Annotated in this window: 11 protein-coding genes and 1 pseudogene; all 12 read right to left on the bottom strand. The window is 51.6% G+C overall.

Going from position 1 to position 20,275, the window contains the following annotated elements; all coding sequences use genetic code 11:
• Entirely contained in the window at positions 1–1,029 is a 1,029-nt protein-coding gene (locus ABIE48_RS33720) for a ComFC family protein (RefSeq protein WP_354520512.1), read from the bottom strand.
• 21 nt (positions 1,030–1,050) lie between these two features.
• Positions 1,051–2,544, bottom strand: a pseudogene (locus tag ABIE48_RS33715) (helicase-related protein); the annotation flags it as partial.
• Positions 2,545–3,613: 1,069 nt separating this feature from the next.
• On the bottom strand, positions 3,614–4,024 hold the full coding sequence (locus ABIE48_RS33710) for a hypothetical protein (RefSeq protein WP_089549740.1): 411 nt from the start codon (positions 4,022–4,024) through the stop codon (positions 3,614–3,616).
• 165 nt (positions 4,025–4,189) lie between these two features.
• Entirely contained in the window at positions 4,190–4,912 is a 723-nt protein-coding gene (locus ABIE48_RS33705) for a response regulator transcription factor (RefSeq protein ID WP_076174607.1), read from the bottom strand.
• A gap of 4 nt (positions 4,913–4,916) precedes the next feature.
• Positions 4,917–6,071 (bottom strand): sensor histidine kinase, encoded by a 1,155-nt coding sequence (locus ABIE48_RS33700; protein ID WP_089549739.1) that lies wholly within the window; start codon positions 6,069–6,071, stop codon positions 4,917–4,919.
• A 93-nt stretch (positions 6,072–6,164) separates the two neighbouring features.
• The gene (locus tag ABIE48_RS33695; protein ID WP_192716686.1) at positions 6,165–8,879 is read right to left on the bottom strand and encodes a stalk domain-containing protein; all 2,715 of its coding nucleotides are present in this window, start codon (positions 8,877–8,879) and stop codon (positions 6,165–6,167) included.
• A gap of 296 nt (positions 8,880–9,175) precedes the next feature.
• Positions 9,176–13,171: an Ig-like domain-containing protein gene (locus ABIE48_RS33690; protein WP_354520509.1), complete on the bottom strand. Its 3,996-nt coding sequence runs from the start codon at positions 13,169–13,171 to the stop codon at positions 9,176–9,178.
• Between the two features lie 290 nt (positions 13,172–13,461).
• Complete coding sequence (metK, locus tag ABIE48_RS33685) at positions 13,462–14,664, bottom strand: methionine adenosyltransferase (RefSeq protein WP_192716688.1); 1,203 nt, start codon at positions 14,662–14,664, stop codon at positions 13,462–13,464.
• 206 nt (positions 14,665–14,870) lie between these two features.
• Positions 14,871–15,143 (bottom strand): alpha/beta-type small acid-soluble spore protein, encoded by a 273-nt coding sequence (locus ABIE48_RS33680; protein WP_089549734.1) that lies wholly within the window; start codon positions 15,141–15,143, stop codon positions 14,871–14,873.
• A gap of 116 nt (positions 15,144–15,259) precedes the next feature.
• On the bottom strand, positions 15,260–15,796 hold the full coding sequence (locus tag ABIE48_RS33675) for a hypothetical protein (RefSeq protein ID WP_192716689.1): 537 nt from the start codon (positions 15,794–15,796) through the stop codon (positions 15,260–15,262).
• 114 nt (positions 15,797–15,910) lie between these two features.
• The gene (locus ABIE48_RS33670; RefSeq protein WP_192716690.1) at positions 15,911–19,399 is read right to left on the bottom strand and encodes an Ig-like domain-containing domain; all 3,489 of its coding nucleotides are present in this window, start codon (positions 19,397–19,399) and stop codon (positions 15,911–15,913) included.
• A 456-nt stretch (positions 19,400–19,855) separates the two neighbouring features.
• Positions 19,856–20,197, bottom strand: a complete 342-nt coding sequence (locus ABIE48_RS33665; protein WP_076174635.1) for a hypothetical protein — start codon at positions 20,195–20,197, stop codon at positions 19,856–19,858.
• Positions 20,198–20,275 lie beyond the last annotated feature (78 nt).

Here is a 20,275-nt window from a genome sequence, read left to right as displayed (position 1 = left end):
TTACGACCTGGCCCATGTCAGGCTATACACTTCAGAGGCAAGCCCCAATCCTTGGTGCAAAGTATCCCGCAGCACCTCTGCACACGCATTAATCGTGCTCCCTGTCGTATAAATGTCGTCTATTAAAAGAATTTGCATGGGCTGAAGCTCATCTTGGGCCGTTACTGCATGTCCATAGATTTCTTGACGAGTCATCTCGTTATTACTATGACTTATATTAGTTGGCCTCCCATATGTACGCATATACAACGATAAGGCTGCTATCACCCCCTCCTCATGTACAGCAAACACATTCTTCATCGATTCGATCCGCTCCTGGCGGGACTTATAGCTCTGCTTGGCGGTGTGCTCCCTGCGGACCAAAAGCGGCATGACAGGAATCCGATGCTTGCTTCCAAGCCCTCTCGCCAACACCTCCGCCTGATTAAATCCCCGTTCCTTCAACCGGACGTCGCTTACGGGGACATAAGTAATCACGTCCGGCTTCCATAAAGCCTGTTGCGAGTTTCCTCTTAATCTATGGAAAAAGGGGATCTCTGGCAAAACGGAGCCGCCCCTTGAAATAACCATGGAGCTAAGCGTTGAAAAGAACCCAATAGAGGCATCCGATTGAAACGGCCGATTTGGGGTATCAGACGTAAGGCCAAGCATAAACATGCCTAACTCCTCCTGCATCTGCACAAAAGCTTGATTCAGCATATGGACAATCAGATCCGCGTATTTCTCATGCCCGCGATACTTATATTGGGCCAGCCATTCCCTCATTATCCCGTTATACTGGACGGCGCTCCGGTTGCAGACAAAAGACCGCCGCCTCGTCTCTTCCCGCAGACAGTCCGGACAGCCGATGGCACGGCCGCAGCAGAGACAGCGGGGCTTATGAATCCAGGGGATCGCCACTGCGCAGGATTGGCAAATACCCGGCCATTCGCGGACAAGACGGCTAACGCTGCCGCAGGTCAGGCACGTTTCGCCGGGTGGAGATAGCAAATACTGCATCATCTGTAACAATGAACTACTGGACTTCAACTTATCATCCCTCCTATCGGCTTATGACTTAGAAGGCTGCTCCTTTAAATATCCGTGCTTGCCGGCAATCCGGTTCATCGCCTTGATCTGGCTCACAGCCAGCTTTTGAGACAATGTCCACTGAGATGAAGCAAAAATGACCCTTCCTGCCGGATCCTCGGAAGACCGTCCGGCCCGGCCGGCCATTTGGACGAGGGATGCGTCGTCGAACAGGCTGCTGTCTGCGTCCAGAATATACACATCGCTGCGGGGAACGGTCACCCCCCGCTCCAGAATGGTCGTCGTGACGAGTAAGCGGATGTCCTTCTTTCGAAAAGCCATGACTTTCTCACCACGACCAGAATCCTCCGAGGATGTCCCTTCCACCGAAATATCTTTGAACCGGCGGCGTAGAATCTCGACGAGCGGTCCGATATGGCGTATTCGGGAGACAAATAAAAAAATCTGCGCTCCCCGGTCGATCGACTGGCGAAGCTCCGCAGCCAGTGGCCCCAGCAGCTTCGGCTGCCGCAGGCAGGTTTCCACGCTGCGCATTGCGATCCGCTTCGGCACGGGCAGCGGGTGGCCGTGATACCGGACGGGTACCTTGGCATGCAGCAGCGTGCCCCGGGATACCTCCCGCTGCAGCGGGCGCGGCGGTGTCGCCGACAGGTACACAAATTTCCCGTCAGTCTTGCAGGCATGCTGCGCCGCATAGGCCAGCATAGGGTCGTTATGATAGGGAAATGCGTCGAGCTCATCGATCACTACCAGGTCGAATGCGTGATAGAAACGCATCAGCTGATGGGTGGTCGCGAGCGTTAAGGCGCCGCTCTCCCAGCGCTCGGCGCTGCCGCCGTACAGGGTAACGATCCGGACACCGCTGAATGCTTTAGCCAGGCGTGGGGCGAGCTCGAGCACCACGTCCCGGCGCGGCGTGGCCACAAGCACGCGCCCGCCCACCGCCAGCACGGAGTCGAGCAGCGGGAAGATCATTTCGGTTTTGCCCGCGCCCGTCACGGCCCACAGGAGGAAGCGGGAGGGCGCGATGCTGGTGCCGCCTCTGATCGCGGCACCCCATCTCGGCCGCATCCAGCCGGTGCGGCCGCCTGCTGCGGAGCCCCCTTTGGGCGGCTCCGCCAGGAACCCCAGCGCAGCCCAGGCGGCATCGCCCTGGGCTGCGCTCAATCCCCACCGCCCCGCGACGGCGGCGGTGGATTCCCCGGCCGTGCCCCGCACGGCCGGATCCGCTGCTGTGCGAAGCAGCAGCGAGCAGGCGCGGCTGCGCCCAAGCGCGAGGCATGCCTCGCAGTAGGCGCAGGCCGCGAGACCGCACGCGGCGCAGGCCGTGCGGCCCGTGGCTTCGCTGCCGCACCGGCGGCAGCGGGGGGCCTGGCCGCGGCCGGCGCGAAGCGCGCCGCGGGGCCCCTTGCGCGGGCTGGCGGCAGCCACGCCCGCGTCGAGCGCCAGCTGGCCCTGCAGGTAGGCCAGCTGCGCCGCACTGTGCCAGGCGCCGGCAAGCCCCGACGCCCGGTCGCTCAGCAGCGAGTCGACCTCCGCTGCAAGCAGAGATCTGCCGCGCAGCCTGTCCACCAGCTGCGCGGCCTGCTCCGCAAGTTCCCCGAGCACTGCCCTTACGTCTCCTGCCCACTGCCCTTCCTCCGGCCTGACGCATCAGCTCCTGCCAAACGGCAGGGGATAGCGGCTCGCCGAGCTCCCAGCGCCACATTCCTGAACAGTCATCCCCGACCTTTCTGTCATTGCCTTTTGTGTTGAATCCATCCCGCGCCGATCCGTCATTTCCCTTCGGGTTAAGCCCATCCCGCACAGCTCCGTCATGTTCCTTGGCTTTGAATCCTTCCCGGGTCACTCCGTTATTGCCCTTGGATTTGAACCCATCCTTCGTCGCCAAGCCATAGCCCTTAACCTTGAATCCACCCCGCACTGCTTCATCATAGCCCTTGAGGTTGAGTCCTTCCCGCTCCATCTCCTCCCTTAACTCCGCCTCCAACCACCCCTTCCACTGCTTCATCTTCCAGTGCCTCATCTCCGGCCCACCCACAAAATCTTTAGCCACCTTGCAAGCCCAGCCTAAAGGCATGTCCCCCGACAGCAAAACCATCGTTCCATCCATCCCGGTATTCCTGCTTACATACTCCCACCATACGATATCAATACGCAGGTCCAGCGAAATCTTCATCCTCCATCGCTGCCCTTGCCGGATGGCATATACGGCCACACGCATGCATGCTCCTCCTTTCTCCCTTCCCGTTTCGGTGAAACGTAAAAGCCGAATATCCTGTCCTCTTACGGAAAACCTCAATCTCTTCAAGAATCTTTTCAGCACGAGTGACATGTAAATCTATATAGAACGAACTAAAGAAATGAAAAGAAATGAATGTTATAGGCGACTATTGGGCCGTTATAACAGGAAGTTCAATGCATAAATTTAGTTCAAACTATATAAGTCATTAGAAATCACAGAGCTCAGACAATTTTCCGCCCAACGCAAAAAAGCACACCCCCGGCTTGTCGCCTCTGGAGTGTGCTTCACTCTGTATTCTGCATTATGCCGCCTCCCGGCATGAACGCAGTTCCCTGCGTATTAGACATAAGGAATGCGCTCCGCTTCATGCGGCTTTCTCAAATCAATCATTTCGGAAATCATGCCGTCAGCCAGCACCAAGGTTCCTTCGATGTCTCCGTTCTCCACGGAGGACTGCATCGGGACGACGGACAATTCCATACCCGCGGTTCCGTGCATTCGGTGGACAATCTCCACGGTCTGATCCGTGGAAGCTGCATCCATCACCGTTAGACGAAGCTTCTTGCCTGAAATGAACGAATACCACCCGAATGCCCGGATGTACCATTCGATCTGTCCTTCATGGTTGGACGTCACCAGCGTATAGTGAACCCAGGGTGAACTTTTGCGCTTCTGCCAAGCATGAAATAAGTGAACCGCCGCAGCCGCCAGCACGTATACCGCCGTGATCCACAAAAGCGGAATCATCATGCAGACTCACCTCCTGTATACCCACACTATATGCGGGTACAAACCGGACGGTGAATGATAAAGGCCGGATCGCCCACACCTCTGACGAAAGGGGCATGAGCGAGCGTACAGTGGAATTTTTCACAAACTTTGGCAAAGGCAAGCAGCTACCCCAAAATTATGGTATTAGAGCGTTACCCAACCGTATTTAATCGAGTTGATAACTGCTTGCGTACGGTCGTCGACTTCCATCTTCTGCAGGATGCTGCTGACATGGTTCTTGACCGTTTTCTCGCTAATGAATAAAAACTCTCCGATCATCTTGTTGCTCTTGCCTTCCGCCATCAGGCGCAGCACTTCAGCTTCCCGCCGGGTCAGCGGATTGTTCTCGCCGGCCACAAACTTGACGCCTGCTTCGCGGACGCCGCTCTCGGTCATGGCACCCGTTTCGTTCAGGAAGGTCATGCGCCGCAGCTGCTGAATCAGCTTGCCGGTCACTTTAGGATGAATAAATGCATAGCCTTCCTGAACCGAACGGATCGCATTGATCAGCGACTCGGCTTCCATATCCTTGAGCAGGTATCCGTTCGCGCCCTTGCGGAGCGTCTCGAATACGTAACTCTCATCATCATGAATGGATAGAATAATGACCTTTACATCCGGAAACAGCTCGCGGAGCTTCTCCGTGGCCTCCACACCATTTTCCACAGGCATATTAATATCCATCAGGACAATGTCGGGTTTGATATCGTTGCAAAATTCGAGCACCTGAATACCATCGCCGCATTCCCCGATGACCTCAATGTCTTCCTCCATGTTCAAAATACGCTTCAGACCCTCGCGAAACAGTTGATGATCGTCAGCCAGGAGGACCTTAATGGTTGTTTTGCCGGAATCTCTCGTTTCCATCCAACTACTCCTTTCCCTTTTCCACGTTCGTTGGGATATGGATAATGATCTTCGTACCCTGGTTCTCGGCCGATTCGATCTCCATTCTCCCTTCGAGAAGCTCTACCCTCTCGCGCATTCCGATTAAACCGAAATGATCCTTGCTCTTCTGTTCCAGAAGCTCGACTCGGAATCCAAGTCCATTGTCTTGAACGACAATTTTAACCATCTGCGCTTGATATGTAATTTCAATTAACACATAGGTTGGGTGGGCATGCTTCGCCGCATTGCTCAGTGCTTCCTGGACCAGACGGTAGATCGCCGCCTCCATTGCAGAAGAAAGACGATGCTCTTTTCCTCTCGTTTCGAACATGGTACGGATCTTGGTCTTCTCCTCGTAATCGTGCGCGTATTTGCGCAGCGTCGGGATCAGTCCCAAATCATCGAGTGCCATAGGACGCAGATTAAAAATGACCTTGCGCATTTCTTCAAGGCTGGAGCGTACCTGCCCCTTCAAATCTACTATTTCGTCCTGCACCATCTTAAATTCCTGCTTCAGCAGCATTCTTTCCACAATTTCGGTTCTCAGGACCAGGTTAGCGAGCAGCTGCGCCGGACCATCATGGATTTCACGGGCGATGCGTTTGCGCTCTTCTTCCTGCGCCAAAATAATTTTCAGACCGATCACCTGGCGGTTCTTGGCCGTCTCGATGATCCGGGTCACTTGTCCCAGCTCTCCCGACAGGTATTCCATGACAACGCCCATCTGCGATCCGATGGATTCGGCACGTTCTATCGAATTTTCGACACTTCTCACCCGCTTCTGGAGTTCATCGCGTCTGGCTTTCAAATACATTTCCTTCTCGCGATAAATCATCACATCAAGCTGCAGCTGCGTCGCTTTCTCGTAGGCCTGCCTAATATCATCCTCTTTGTACCGGACGAAGTCCCGGCTGACCTCGGTCAGCCGGATCCGGGAACGCCGGTAGTTCAGCTCCAGCTGATCTACCTTCTGCAGCGTATCCACGGTTTCCTTCATCACTAACTGCAGTTCCTGATTCAGCGTGAGCAGCTCGTCCCGGGCCGTCTCGAGAATCTCGAACATCTGATATTTGCTGTTTTCAACCACCTGGATGGCATTCTTAATGACTCGGTCTATCGCATCGGCTTGAAAATCCACGAATGTTCTACTCCATTTCTAACCATTACAGTTCTACATAGAATGAGCTGCAGTCGCATTTCCTAAGTTCAATTCTATACATATCATACCATATCATGATTGGATGGTAATGGTCTTCGTGTTTTGTTCCCAATTTACTTGTAATCCTAATTGCTCGGAAACGAGCCGAAGTGGGACTAAAGTACGACCTTGGGTGATGAATGGAGCAACTTCTGCGCTTTTACGCTTGCCGTTTAGGATATATTCCTTTTTGCCGACCGTCAAGTCCATCAGCTTGCCGCCCCGCAGGACGCTGATCCGCTGATTGGCCGAATCCCATGTGGCCTGTCCGCCAAATGTATCCAGTACGTATTTCACCGGGATATAGGTCGTACCGTTCTTCATGACCGGCGCAGCGTCCATGGATTTCTTCTGACCATTCGACATATAGGACTTCTGCCCGACCGCCATGATCACCTTGCCGGTTGGAAGGCCGGCATCGCTGGACAGCGAAGGCATCGTGAATTTAATGTTGTCAAAAGCAACCGTACCCGTCTTCGCCCGCTCGTCCTGGCCATCTTCGACATTGACGACGTAGAGGCGCTTCAGCTGGGCCGGGAAGGCGATACCCAGGCTGCTCAAATCGACGTTGATCGTTTTCCAGCCCGTCCAGTCAATGGCTTTGGCCAGATCGATGTATACCGTCTGTCCTTTCGCGTCCGTCAGCTCGGCACGCATCCAGTTCAGGCTGTTGTCGCCCATCGCGTCGATCGACAACGACGTGGCCGCTGCATTAATGCCTTTGCCCGAAGTACCGTTCAGTTGTGCATAAGCATACATTTTGCCGCTGCCGGCCGTCATGTCATACTGCAGTTGAAGCACTTTGGAATTGGCGTGGTCGCCAGTTCCCTGCGTCACCTGAGCCGATCCGGTCACCTGGCTGCCGCTGTTCGTCGTAAAATCGACCGGGTATGTGACATTTTCAAAGTTTTCCCACATGTCTTCGCCTGCTGCCGACAGCACAACGACGGTGCTGAAGCCGTTATAACGGGCGATCGCGTAACCAACCTTCGTATTGGCGTTCACCGAAGCGACCGTCAGCTTGTCATCCTGCACGCTGCCTTTAAAGCCAACGAATTCCCACTTCAGGGATCCGGCCGGAACCGCAATGCTCTGCCCGTCCTTCGTTACGGCCGTTACCGGCACCGATACCGTGCTGCCAGCCTTCAGCGGAGCCGTTGCCGTTCCGACGTTCAGGGCGGACAGGTCGTCACCGCCGATAACCTTCACCTGCATGCTGGCGTTGGCTTTGCCGCTGACCGCGGTAATCGTCGATGTTCCCGGCTTCACGCCCTTCACCGTCTGCCCGCTGACGACGATGTTGCCGTTGCTCGACTTCCAGGTCGGCGTAATGCTCGACACGTCGATCGGGTTGTAGTAGGTGTCATAGCCTTTCAGCTGGAACGACGCCTGCTGCCCGATCAGGATCGCGGAAGAGCCGCTGATTTTCAGTCCGAGCAGGCTGCCCTGCGGCGCCTCGGTGTACACGCCGACAGCGTTGACGACGCTGCGCTGGGTCGTGCCGTATTCCGTGTCGAACGTCAGCTTCGTGCCCGTTTCGCCAAGCGGCCGGTCCACCATCGTTGTAGAGCCGCCTCCGTCCAGGTTCATGCCTTTCCAGACGCCGACCTTGACCATAAAGGTCTGCAGCTCGGACAGCGACATGCCGGAGCTGTTGTCATTTTTTTCAACGGCTACGATATATGCGTAGCGCTGATCCTTCGAATATCCGAGTGCCGTACGGGCGCGGTAGCCTCCGATGCTGGATACGTCGCGCGAAAAGGCCGACGCCGCTCCATTATTCACCAGGATGGTATGCCCGCCGATCATCATCTGCAGGTTGGCCGGATCAAGCGACTGTCCGGACGTTTTGGACAGCAGCTTGTAGTCGGTTTGGATCGTTTGGCCGACTGCCATATGGTTCGTTACGAACTGCGCGGCCGTTCCGTGGGTCCGCAAAATGTACCCGTCCTCCGGCACTGCGAAATCGAAGCCGCCTGGCTCGGAAATTTGCGTAATCACGTTGTTTTGCACCAGAACCTCAACCGGTGTAGTGGAGCTGTTCTTCGGACGAACCGGCGACTTCCAGGCACTTGTATAAATATACATGGCATTCGCATGGCTGTAATTCGAAGTACCGCTCTCCGGCGTGTAAGATGCCTTATTGACACCAGCCAGCGGGAACGTAGAGCCGTCTTGGGCTGTCACCGTTCCGTCAAACGAAAACTGATCGATGACCGGCGTGCCGCTCTTGGTTACCGCAAAGGAATACATCCCTTTCAGATCCGAAGGCGTCGATACCAGTTCCCCGCTGGTGACCTGCCCCCCGATCGGCGCCCCGTCTCCGGCCGTATTAAAATAGTCCCCGTTCACGCCCGCTACCGCGCCGGTCTCTTTGACCATGCCGCCGGTGCTCTGTTTCGTGGTCAGCTGACCGTCCTGGCCGTTCATGACGTCAATCTTGACGTTCGGATTCTGCAAATCCACTTTGATAACATCCGCCAGTGCTGTCGCCTGTTTGCCGGAGCGCGTTGTCGTAAATTTGTACTTGGTCATTATCGCCCCAGACGTAACCGGGCTCTCACTGAGCTTCGTTACGGTCGCCGCCGTGGCCGCGCTGGCCACCGAAGCAATAGAATGTCCGTTCAGCGGGATGCCGCTGCCGATAACCGGCGTAATAAACAGCAGGCCAGCCAGCGATACGACCATCCACTTCTTGCCTGCACCCTTCTTGTGCTCGTTCCCCATGCGATCATTATGCCATTTCATGTACTGTTAACTCTCCCATCTTCTTCATACGCAAAGCTATTCTATCGTTGCTCGTTCATAAACAGGACCAACCGACTATACACGTTACAGCATGAGTTCACAGACTCTATTATCTAGGTCCAGTATGAACTCCCTATTAAATAGACTGAAATTATCCAAAAAAGTTACGGAAAATTAATCTTTTTAGCAAAATCCACCGGAAAATCCCACAAAAAAAGCCCCACCGAAGTAGGGCTGACGTACCGAAATGGAAACTCTATGATTTTGTGAGAGATTTAGCCTGTTCACTGCTCTGGTTACATGTACCCGATCTTCTCCAACAGACGCTGCAGCATGACTGCTGCCTGGGCGCGAGTCGCATTTCCGCGGGGCTGGAACGTGTTCGCCGTGACGCCCTGGATAATGCCTTCCTTCAGCACGCGGGCCGCGGAATCCGGATACTGGATTTGCTTGCTGTCCTTAAACACTTTCAGGTACGTGGACGCCGGATAGCTCAGCGTCGAGTTGTATCCCGCATAATTCATGGCCCGGACCATCATGATCCCCATCTGCTCGCGAGTAATCGAGCTGTTTGGCTTGAACGATCCGTCCGTATTGCCGGTGACGATGCCGGCTTTGGCCGCCGCCCCGATATAGGCGCTGGAGCCGATGTTGACCACGTCATAGAAGCGGTCCGCGCTCTGCGCATCCCCTTCCAGTCCGAGAGCCCTGGCCACGTACTCGGCGAACTCAGCACGGGTAATGCTCTGATCCGGGGCAAAAAGCGTATTCGTGCGGCCCTCGATGACCTGCTTGGCGGACAGCGTGCTGATCGCGTCTTTCGCCCAGTGATTGCCAAGATCGCTGTAATATTTGTAGAATGTCGCTCCGAAAACGGTGAAGTTCCCCTTTACCTTGGCATGGAACACGCGGCGGCTGCCTGCCGTGTCGATCACGCCTGGAACGTAGGTCAGCTTGTTCGCTCCGCTGTCGAAGCGGACCAGGCTGGACCGGCTGTCCTGCAGTGCGCTGCTCGTCCGGACGAGGTATTCCCCGCTGAGCTTCAGCTCACGCGGATTGTTCGGCGAACTGTTGTTCACGGCGGATACATAGAAGTCTACTGGCTCGGTGATCTTTTGGCTGGAGCTGGTGTTCAGCTTCTTGCTCAAATCCGCGGCGGCCTCCGTCGACAGCTTCTCTACCGTGATGCCCAGCGTGACGGAAGAGCTGCTGGCATTCAGGCTGCTGGCAATGTCCGGCAGGTTCATTTTGCTAAAAGGTACCATATACACGGCGTCCCCGGCTTTTACCGCCAGCACTGCACTGCGATCGATGTTATAGACTTGCTGCAGCGCATCCAAAGGGAACGTAACCGATGCAGAGTTTAGTCCAACGGCCGCATCCACAACGAGCGTGTGAATCTTTTCACCGGAATTCAGCATATATTGGTAGGCTTGCTTCAGCTTCTCTCCATCAACCCGATACTGCTTGATATATTGGTTGTTGCGGGACTTTACGTCCGACACGGCCGTCGCCTGATTGCCCAGCGCAAACATGGCCTGTCCAAACTCTCCCGCTTCCATCAGTGTCAGGTAGGACGGACGGTTCGGATCGGTCGTTCCGCCGCCGGTTGTCGTGCCCGTGTTGCTGACCGGGACTTTGTTAAAATACTTCAAATAAGTGCCTGCACTGTCCCTGAGCGGCGTAGCCCCTGGAATGTAGGACAGCTCCACCTTTTGTCCATTAATGACCGGATTGCTGAGCTTGATCGTCAGCGTGCTGCCATTGACCGAGGCGCTGGCCAGGGAGCTTGTCGTTCCGTCCACCAATACTTGGAATTGGGTTACTGTGACGGAGGACTGGGACACCAGCGTTTTATTGAACACGACCTGGATGGTATCTCCCTGTACTACCGCCGATTGGATGTCACCCATATCGAGCAGCGTCGTAACCGTAACCGGCTCCAGATTCAGATATCCGGCCGAGTTCCCATTTAGGTCCGTTAGGCGCGCGGTACCGGGTACGTACGAGATCGTCACTTTGTTATCTTTGCTCAGCGCAGACGTCAGCGTCAGCGTTACCTGGCTGCCCTTGATCTCCACCGCGGTCACGTAATTCGGCACATTGTTGACCAGTACGGAAAACTGGCTTTTCATCGGCACATTGGTCGTGCTGAGCAGCTCGTTATACGTCAGGACCAGCTTGGTGCCGCCGCCTTCCGCCTTGTCCAGGACCGGAGGCTTTGTGTCCCAATAGTTGCGGACGATGTAGTCTGTGAATTCGGCGATATTTTGTCCGCGGGAATCCTGAATCGGATACGCCCCCGGTTTGTAGCTGACCCGCACTACCTGCCCGTCGCCGACGGACGTGTTCAGGGACAGCGTCAAGGACTGGCCGCTCTGACTCACGCTTTTGACGCCCATACTCGTTCCGTCCGCCGTCACTGTGAACTGCTCGTAGGCATAGGCAGATGGGCTTTTCAGCGACTGGCTAAAATACAGCACCACCGTGCTACCCGAAATCGTGCCGCTGGTTGGCTTCGGCAGCGCGGAGTCCACGCCGTTCACGACCTCGCGGGCCCCAAAAGCCGCCGCCGCATTCCCCGCCGTATCGCGGATCGGGCTGGAGCCGCCGCTGTAGCTGATTTTCACATTTTGCCCGACAGCGACGCCAGTCTCCAGAATGACATAAACACTGTCACCGGAGGTATACACGTTGCTGATCCGCCGCGCTTCATCATTCACTGTCACGTTAAAGTTGGCCGTCGATGGCCATGAGTCCGAATACAAAGCCTCATTATATACGAGCCGGATCGTCGTATTGCTGTACATCTCACTGCTCTGCAGTACTGGAGCTTGCTTGTCCGACGTGTTCGTCTGAAACGTCCACCCCGTACTGCTTGTAATTCCGGCATAGTTCATGCCAGGGTTCTGTTTGTCGTAAAAAGCCCCCGGGTCAACGGTCACGTAATAGGACGCGTCTTTGTCGAGTGTGTAACTGGACTGCAGCTGGATTTTGGCCTGGGTCCCGCTCACCGTGACCGTCACTGGAACACTGGCACCATTGGAGGATTTACGGAGCATTACATTCCCCGAACCGCGAACCACTTCCCGGTTAAAATTCATATACAGCGTCGTGTCCACCGCCACGTTCGTGCTTCCGCTTGTCGGGGACAAGCTGGTCACGGACAGCGGAGTCGTGCTGCCTGGCGCCGCAGCTGTCGTGAAGGTCCAGCCATTGGTCGAAGTAATGCCCGGCACATTCTTGCCTTCCCCGTCCTGAAAAGCGCCCGTCGGCACAATCACATAATACGACGTCCCGTACGACAGAACGCTTCCCGGATCAATCGTCACAACTGGCGAGCCGCCGCCTGTCACCTGAGTGGATTGGACATTAATCGAAGTTACCTTGGTGCCGTTCAACTTATACAAATCAATCGTCCCCTGCCCCGGATACACCGGGTTGTTGAACGTCAGCTGGAGCTTGCTGTTCGTGGCGATCCCGGTCGCAGCGCTTTGCGGCGATTTGGCCGTAATGGTGGTATCACCCTGCGTCGTAAAATACCACTGCCCGCCCGTCGTCAACCCGCTGAACGCTTGCCCATCCAGCGTGGTGATCGCACCTGCTGGGATATACACGTAATACGTCGTGTTTTTGTCCAGAAAGCGGGACAACGTGAAGCTTACCTTTTTCCCATCCACTTGAACCCGCGAGTTCGTCTGCCCCTGCGTCAGCGTAATGGAGTCCACCACTTGGTTGTCGGACACGCGTTTGATCTGCACGCTACCGCTTCCCGTCTGAACTTCTTCATTAAAAGTCAGCTGCAGCGCGTTGGAAGTACTGGCTCCGATTGAACCCACTTGTGGCGTATAGTCCACGACAGCCAGCTTGCTTAGCGTGGTGAACGTAAACGTCGACTCGTCCAACGGTTGATCTGAAGCGTCTTCCAGAACCCCCGCCTCGACTTTCATCTGATATTCCGTCTTATAGGACAGCCATTTGCCTGCAGGCAGCTGGAAGGTGAGTTTATTGGTGGGCGCTGGATTCGTTGAATTCATGGCCTTCAAATCGCTTAGGCTGAGCTTGATCTGGTTGGCCTCTTCCGGATGAGCCGGATCGATGATCCGCACCGCTGGGTCCGACGCTGGATCGCTGGATGGATCGGCAATATGTACGTTTTGATTAAAGGTCAGCTGAAAATCCGGACGTCTCCCGACTTCCACAGCCCCATCTGCCGGTAGCGTGGAAACAAGCGGTCCGCTCATTTGAGCCTGTACTGCCGCAGCAGCAGCTGATACGGGACTTCCTCCCATCCCTCCTGTGATTCCTATGTCCAATGCCATGGCGAGTGCTAGCATGCATGCCGTTATTTTTTTCATAGAATGGCTTAAACCTACCTTTCCTCGTATTCCGACCTGTGAAATGAATCATACCGCGCCCTTTTCACAGGCACACGCTTATACTTCTATGTCGGTTAAAATGGAAAGGAAGTTTAGTCTATGGCTGGAAACGCAAGGTGATAGGCACGCAAAAAACCTCAGCCCGGCCATTTGGCCAAACTGAGGTTTAAAAAAATATCTTCTATTATAAGTAGTCGCTTCGATTACAAACCGGCTTGAGCACGCAGCTCTTCCGCTTTGTCCACGCGTTCCCAAGGCAGATCCACATCCGTACGGCCAAAGTGACCGTATGCCGCGGTTTGCTTGTAAATCGGACGGCGCAGATCCAGCATGCGGATGATGCCGGCTGGGCGCAGGTCAAAGTTGGTGCGAATCAGCTCAACGAGCTTCTCGTCACTTACTTTACCCGTTCCGTACGTATCGACGTTGATCGATACAGGAGTCGCTACGCCAATGGCGTAAGCCAATTGGATTTCGCATTTGTCAGCCAGTCCTGCAGCAACGAGGTTCTTCGCTACGTAACGCGCTGCGTATGCGGCGGAACGGTCCACTTTCGTCGGATCCTTACCGGAAAAGGCACCGCCGCCATGACGGGCATATCCACCGTACGTATCGACGATAATTTTACGTCCTGTCAAACCAGCGTCCCCTTGAGGTCCGCCAATGACAAAACGACCCGTTGGATTGATATAATACTTTGTCTCGGCGTCAAGCAGTTCAGCAGGAACAACCGGCAGAATGACCTGCTCTTTCACGTCCTTCTGGATTTGCTCCAACGTCGCATCTTCCGAGTGCTGCGTCGATACAACGATCGTATCTACACGAACAGGCTTGTCGTCCACATACTCGATCGTCACTTGCGTTTTACCGTCCGGACGCAGGTAGTCCAGGGTTCCGTTCTTGCGCACCTCAGACAGACGACGGGCAATCCGGTGGGACAGTGCGATCGGAAGCGGCATCAGCTCAGGCGTCTCGTTGGTCGCAAAACCGAACATCAGACCTTGGTCGCCGGCACCGATGTTTTCGGTTTCTTTATCCACCTGGGCAGGGTCACGGCTCTCCAGAGCGGCGTTAACGCCTTGTGCGATGTCGGCCGACTGCTCGTTGAGCGATGTCAACACGGCCATCGTGTTGGAGTCAAAGCCATACTTGGCACGAGTGTACCCGATTTCTTTTACCGTATTTCGAACAATTGCTGGAATATCCACATATTCGGATTTCGTACTGATTTCACCGATGACGAGCACCAGGCCGGTCGCAACCGACACTTCGCACGCCACGCGGGCATTCGGATCATTTTCCAGAAAAGCGTCAAGAACTGCATCGGAGATCTGGTCGCAAATCTTGTCCGGATGTCCTTCCGTAACGGACTCGGATGTGAACAGATGACGTCCTTTTACAGACATTGTATCAACCTCCTATAAGGGTATTATAACAACGGCAGATAAGTTCTAAACAAAAAATGAACCTTTTCCGCAAAGGAAAAGGTTGTTCTACAATCCTCGTATGTCATATTAACGTATTTGTCAACCCATGTCAATCAAAGCAGTTGCAACATGGGCTTCGGAAAAAGCTGCATGAGTGCTTCTCTGATCAGCGTTGAAATAGGTTGTTACAGCAGGTTTTGCTGCGCCAGACGAACGAGGCGTTTCGTCATTTCGCCGCCCACTGAACCGTTCTCCCGGGATGTCAGATGAGCCCCGTTCACACGGCCAAATCCAACGCCTCCAGCTTCACCCAGGTCGGATGCAAATTCAGTGTCCGCACCGCTAAATCCTGCAGATCCGTACGCTGCACCCAGCCCAAACTCGGCAGCGATTTCGTACTTCATTTGATTCAGCATATTCCGGCTTTCCGGTACCACTTTACGATTGCTTCTTGCCATGATGGATACACCTCCTGCAAATATGGTCTTGCAAGAGTAGTATTTGTCATCCGGCCGTCTCTAGACGTATAAATCATTGTTACTTCTGGCAAAAATAAGATTATGTAGTGCGTCGTTTACTGGATTGAATAACCGCCACGAACCATAACCGTCAGGCTGGACTTCACGCCGTCTTGGACCATAATGCCGCGTCCGGCTCTCGGAAAGGACATCAGATGGTTATTTCCCACGGCTTGTCCATTCGTTACATCTTTGCCATCCGTAAGATCAGCGACACCGTTGGAGTCGGCACTGTAGATAACAGCATGTCCATTGCGGACGATAAACTCGGCACCTGCAGCGGCGATCAACTTCTCGCCTGGTTTTACAGTGACAATCGTTACTTGGTCACTTGAAGAGGATGAATTATTATTCCCTGAATTGTTGTTTCCATTATCCGTTGGTGTTGTAGGCGTAGTTGGCGTCGTTGTTCCTCCGCCCAACGCTTTTTGGATCTGTTGATCAACGTAGCTCTTCGTTACGACCGGATCATCGGCTGTGCCTGCTTGGCCTGTCACACCTGCGCCTTGCGCGGTGATGTCAAAGATGGAGCCGAGGGCTACCCCAGCGCCGAGAACGAACACGGTAAGGGATAGTTTGGTGATGGATTTCATGTGGGACCTCCTGTATTGATATTTGGGCTTGTATAAATTATCCACTCGTAAAATAAGCCCGACACAAAATTTGTGTCGGGCTTATTACAAACATTTCAATTCACTAACGAGGTATTATTTGTTTACTGCAGCTTTAAAAGTTGTTTCAGCAGTTTTCAAGTCATCTACTGCTTTATTAACTTCATCTTGCGTTGCATTTGCTTTGTTAAATACTGCTTTTGCATTTGCAATTGCTGTATTCAATGCATCAATAGCAGCTTTAGGATATTGACCAGGGTCAGTTCCTTCAACAGCACTATCGGCAAGATTTTGTGCAGTCAGAATCTCAGTGCTCAATGCAGACTTGCTCACTGTAACTTTTTTGGATTCAAAATCCTTAGTTGCAGTATTCAAAGCTGAAAGTGCAGCATCAATTTGAGCCTGAGTGCTAGAAGTGTTTTTCACAACATCTTCAGCTTTTTTGATTGCTGCTTCGTATGCATCAATAGCAGCCTGTGGATATTGGCCATCAGCTGTACCCGGTTGAGCAGCAGCAAACTTAGTTTTTGCATCAGTGATAGCTGCTTGAAGACTAGCAGCGCTTACTGTTGAAACCTTAACTTGCACTGCATCAGTTTGAGAAGCTACAACATTGTCAGATGCATCCAACAGGAATCTTGGGTTTGGAATAGAAACTTCCAAGATGCCGGATTGAGGTTCTGTGAAAGTCAGAGTAACAACGTCACCAGCCACTGTTGCAGTATAGCCTTTGGAAAGAGTGTTAGGAGCAAGTGTTCCATCGCTATTCTTTACAACAAAGTCTGTAGCAATGTTTTTCAAGTAATCAGCATCATTCGATGCTTTCAGTGCTTCATTGAACTGGATTGCAACAGTACCGTTGTTTGGACCAGATACGCTTTTAACAGTTGCTTTGATTGCATCTGCAACTTTATTAGCATTTGTGTTAGTAGTCACAGCACTAATTGGTTGGCCTACAGCAGTAGAAGTTGTTGCACCGTCTTTAATTTGAACATAAACATCGCTGTCTGTTGCTCCAACTTTTGCATTTTGTTTCAAATCTTCAGCAAGTGTCAGAACAACTGTATCAGCGTCCGAAACCTCTGCACTTGAAACTGCAATTTGGGAACCATTAGCCAATACTACACTAAAGTCGCTTGCTCTTACAGTTGTAGAAAGAAGGTTTTCAGTAAATTTAACCGCAATTTTGTTAGCAGCAGTAGCTTTTACAGATGTAACATTAACAGCAGCAGGATCTCCAACATTCAAATCCTTGCTAAGTCCTTCCATCAGGTTACCAGCTACGTCCTTAACAAGCTGCACACGTACTTTGTCTACATTAGCAACTTTAATGTTAGTTGGGAATCCAAGAACAGCAGCTTTTCCATCAGGAGTCACGTTAACATTAACGGAACCTGGGACAACTTTCCAATTGTTTTTGTCATCAGAAGTTGTGTAGAAATAATGAGTACGGTCAACAATAGATCCGTCGCCACTTACAGCCATTTTCTCTGGGTAAGAAACAACGATTGTGTTGTTAGCAACATTTCTCTTAGCTGCATTATCGGATACTACTGGTCTAGTAGTGTCTCCAACGTTAATTTCCTTGGAATAAGGAAGCAGCACATTTTGAAGAGTTGTATTGTCGCTAATTCCGCTGATTTCAAGTGTGTACTTTTTAGATTCGTCAAGCGGAGCTCCCAAGTTAACGAGAACTGTTCTGTCACCGCTCAAAGATACGGTTTTCAGCTTGTTAACTTCTTTGCCGTCTGCATCCTTAATTACAAAGTCTGTTGCTTCAACAGAAGAAGCCAACAAAGCTTTAGAGAATTTAACTGTAATCACGTTACGAGCGTCGTTCACACTAACGTTTACTACAGTTGGGCGGTTTTGATCAAGCACAGGATTAACTTGTACTTTAGTATCAGCAGCAATTGTGTTTCCGGAATAGTCTTTTACGCCGGTTACAAACAGATCAGTTGCATATTGAATTTTGTTCGAACCACTAAAAGTAAACTTGTAAGTGTCGTCTGCAATTTGGACTACAGAACCAACATCAGCTGTTCTCTTAGTAGTTCCTTGCATCCAATAAACATTGGAAGCTACAACTGTTTCAGGATCAACTGGTTCGCTGAATTTCAATGTTACCGATTCGAATGTTGCATTAACAACAGAGGCTACAGTTGGTGCAGTCTCATCTTTAACCACATCATACGTAAGCTCTTTGCTCAAGGATTTAAAGCCAGCGAAATCCTCAACATTCGTAACAGTAATTTTGTGTGCTCCATCAGCAAGTGGAGTATACAGTTTAACAATTACAGTGTTACCGGACACTTTAGTATTTCCAACCAATGTGTTACCGTCAACCAGGAAGTTGGATGGGTTAGCTTTTTCGATAGGCTCATTAAATACTACGCGAATTGTGCTGTTACCCAACGCTTGAACACTTTCTGGTACTGGAATTGTGGAGTCAACTGGAGTAAATTCATAGTCAGTCGCGCTAAGAACTTTGTCTCCTGCCTTCACATTGTTGAAAGTAATTTTATAAGGCAATTGGTTTACAAATTTGTCGCTGTCAGCAGTTGCGTTTGGCAAAGCAACAGTCAGAGTAACGGATTTACCATCCTCAGACAGTACTGCAGATTTTACTGTTTTAGCAGTAGTAGTGTCACGCTCAGTGATTGTGTAGTTATCTACCAGCTCTGCTGTAGATTTATCTACTTCACCGTCGAAACTCACTACAACTTGAGCCAGGTTGCTCGAAGTTACGCTAGCTACTTTAGTAGCCGTAGTCACTACATAAGTAACTTTTGCAGTGTACTCGTTACCAGCTGCGTCTTTGAATTTCACTTCAGTTTCTTTGTTGGCTTCAAGCGGTTTGTCAAGTTTAACCTTTACTACTTCACCAGTAGAAAGTGTGAACTCAACGTTGCTTGGGTCAACGACTTTGTAAGTGAAAGTGATGTTAGCCGCTTGGTCGATTGCGTATGCAGCTTCGACCAGTTGGGAACGGCTAGCGTTTGCTTTGAAGTTAGCATCTTTAGAGATGAGGCCTTTGTCGATTGCTGCTTGAACATAACCTTTAGCCCAGTCAGCTGCGTTGTTGTCTGGGTTCGCAGGAACTTCAAGTTTCAGCGCACGAGTCAGAACAGTCGCCATTTCTTGGATGGTTACTTTACCGTTGTAGTTGAAGATTTTCTTCACGCTGTCTTGACCTTGCATGATGCCAGCAGCAGTTACTGCTTCAATGTAAGGTACTGCCCAGTTCTTGGCATCGTAACCTTTATCTTTGTAAGAAAGAGTTCCAGTTACTTCTTTCAGTCCAAGAAGTTTTGTGATGACTTTCGCGAACTCAGCGCGAGTCATTTCTTTTTCAAGATGAGCTTGTTTGTCTGGGTAGCCGTTGAAGATCCCTTTAGCTGCCAGAGCGTCGAATTTTTGTTGCGGAGTTACTGCGGTATCACCGAATGCTACAGAAGCAAACATGGAGAATGCCATTGCTGTAGACAGAGCGACTGTCAAAATTTTCTTCATAACCTTTTTTTCTCCTCCTTGAACATTCATCACATTAGAGTTTTCTTTAAATGGGTAGCTCGTGTTACTCATTAGCCAGTGCACCCCCTTTCCCGAGTTGAGCATGGTTCTTATAAATGATGTCTGTGACGATATCACAGAAACTGGTAAACTTATCAATAAAAAGCGGCAAAAAAAAGAGTAGATTCCTAATCCTACCTAAGTATTATACAATGGGCCCCAGATAGCGTAAAGATAATTTTTCTAAAAAATAGACATCTTTCTTGCTTAGGGCAATGCTGGTTAAATACCCATCGTAATTGACTCTACATCTTAGACGCGCGTGTTTCTAAAAAGTTGCACCTTTTTTAAAAAAATTTCAAAATTGTTACCGAACCATAATAAAAGACGACAGAAGGTCTGTTTGTCCAAGAAATATCTGGAAAACATTAACCTTTCCTTGCTTGCTTGAAACATTGGAAAACAAAAAAACAAGGCGCCGATTGGCACCTTGTTGGACAATGTAAATGAGTCAAAGGTTACAAAATATTAACGAATCTTCATGGCAAGCTGAATGATCTGAGCGCGCATTTCCGGGCTTGTATTAAGGTTTTCATACATTTGCTCGATCGGCTGCTTATTTTCGCGGTAGGTTTTGTCATGCTTAATTGTCGAATGAGACCATTCAATGAGTTCGTTTTCAGAAATGACCAGCTCGTTATATGCATCATGGAATCCGGTCTCCATTACGAGACCCTCCATTACTTCCTGCGTAATTTCTCTCGTTTTCCGAGTGGTTTCGATTTTCTTCTCCAAAATGCTAGCTTTATTCTCAAATTTAGTCTTCGCTTTCAAATAATCCAGCTGCGCCTTCGAATAGATCGGTTTCATAAGATTGCCTTCACCCTCTAAGATAAAATATCGTTCTACGCCATTGTATCCTAATTTCCGACAAATTACAAAGAGTTG

Source organism: Paenibacillus sp. OAE614, assembly GCF_040546645.1.
GTDB classification, from domain to species: domain Bacteria; phylum Bacillota; class Bacilli; order Paenibacillales; family Paenibacillaceae; genus Paenibacillus_AQ; species Paenibacillus_AQ favisporus.
The sequence above is the reverse complement of the archived record's forward strand: the minus strand, read 5'-3'. Positions and strand labels throughout refer to the sequence as shown.

Coding starts and splice junctions, on each gene's coding strand:
- ABIE48_RS33710 (WP_089549740.1), bottom strand. CDS start 4,024: ATGATGATTCCGCTTTTGTGGATCACGGCGGTATACGTGCTGGCGGCT.
- ABIE48_RS33705 (WP_076174607.1), bottom strand. CDS start 4,912: ATGGAAACGAGAGATTCCGGCAAAACAACCATTAAGGTCCTCCTGGCT.
- ABIE48_RS33695 (WP_192716686.1), bottom strand. CDS start 8,879: ATGAAATGGCATAATGATCGCATGGGGAACGAGCACAAGAAGGGTGCA.
- ABIE48_RS33690 (WP_354520509.1), bottom strand. CDS start 13,171: ATGGGAGGAAGTCCCGTATCAGCTGCTGCTGCGGCAGTACAGGCTCAA.
- metK (WP_192716688.1), bottom strand. CDS start 14,664: ATGTCTGTAAAAGGACGTCATCTGTTCACATCCGAGTCCGTTACGGAA.
- ABIE48_RS33680 (WP_089549734.1), bottom strand. CDS start 15,143: ATGGCAAGAAGCAATCGTAAAGTGGTACCGGAAAGCCGGAATATGCTG.
- ABIE48_RS33675 (WP_192716689.1), bottom strand. CDS start 15,796: ATGAAATCCATCACCAAACTATCCCTTACCGTGTTCGTTCTCGGCGCT.
- ABIE48_RS33670 (WP_192716690.1), bottom strand. CDS start 19,399: ATGAGTAACACGAGCTACCCATTTAAAGAAAACTCTAATGTGATGAAT.
- ABIE48_RS33665 (WP_076174635.1), bottom strand. CDS start 20,197: ATGAAACCGATCTATTCGAAGGCGCAGCTGGATTATTTGAAAGCGAAG.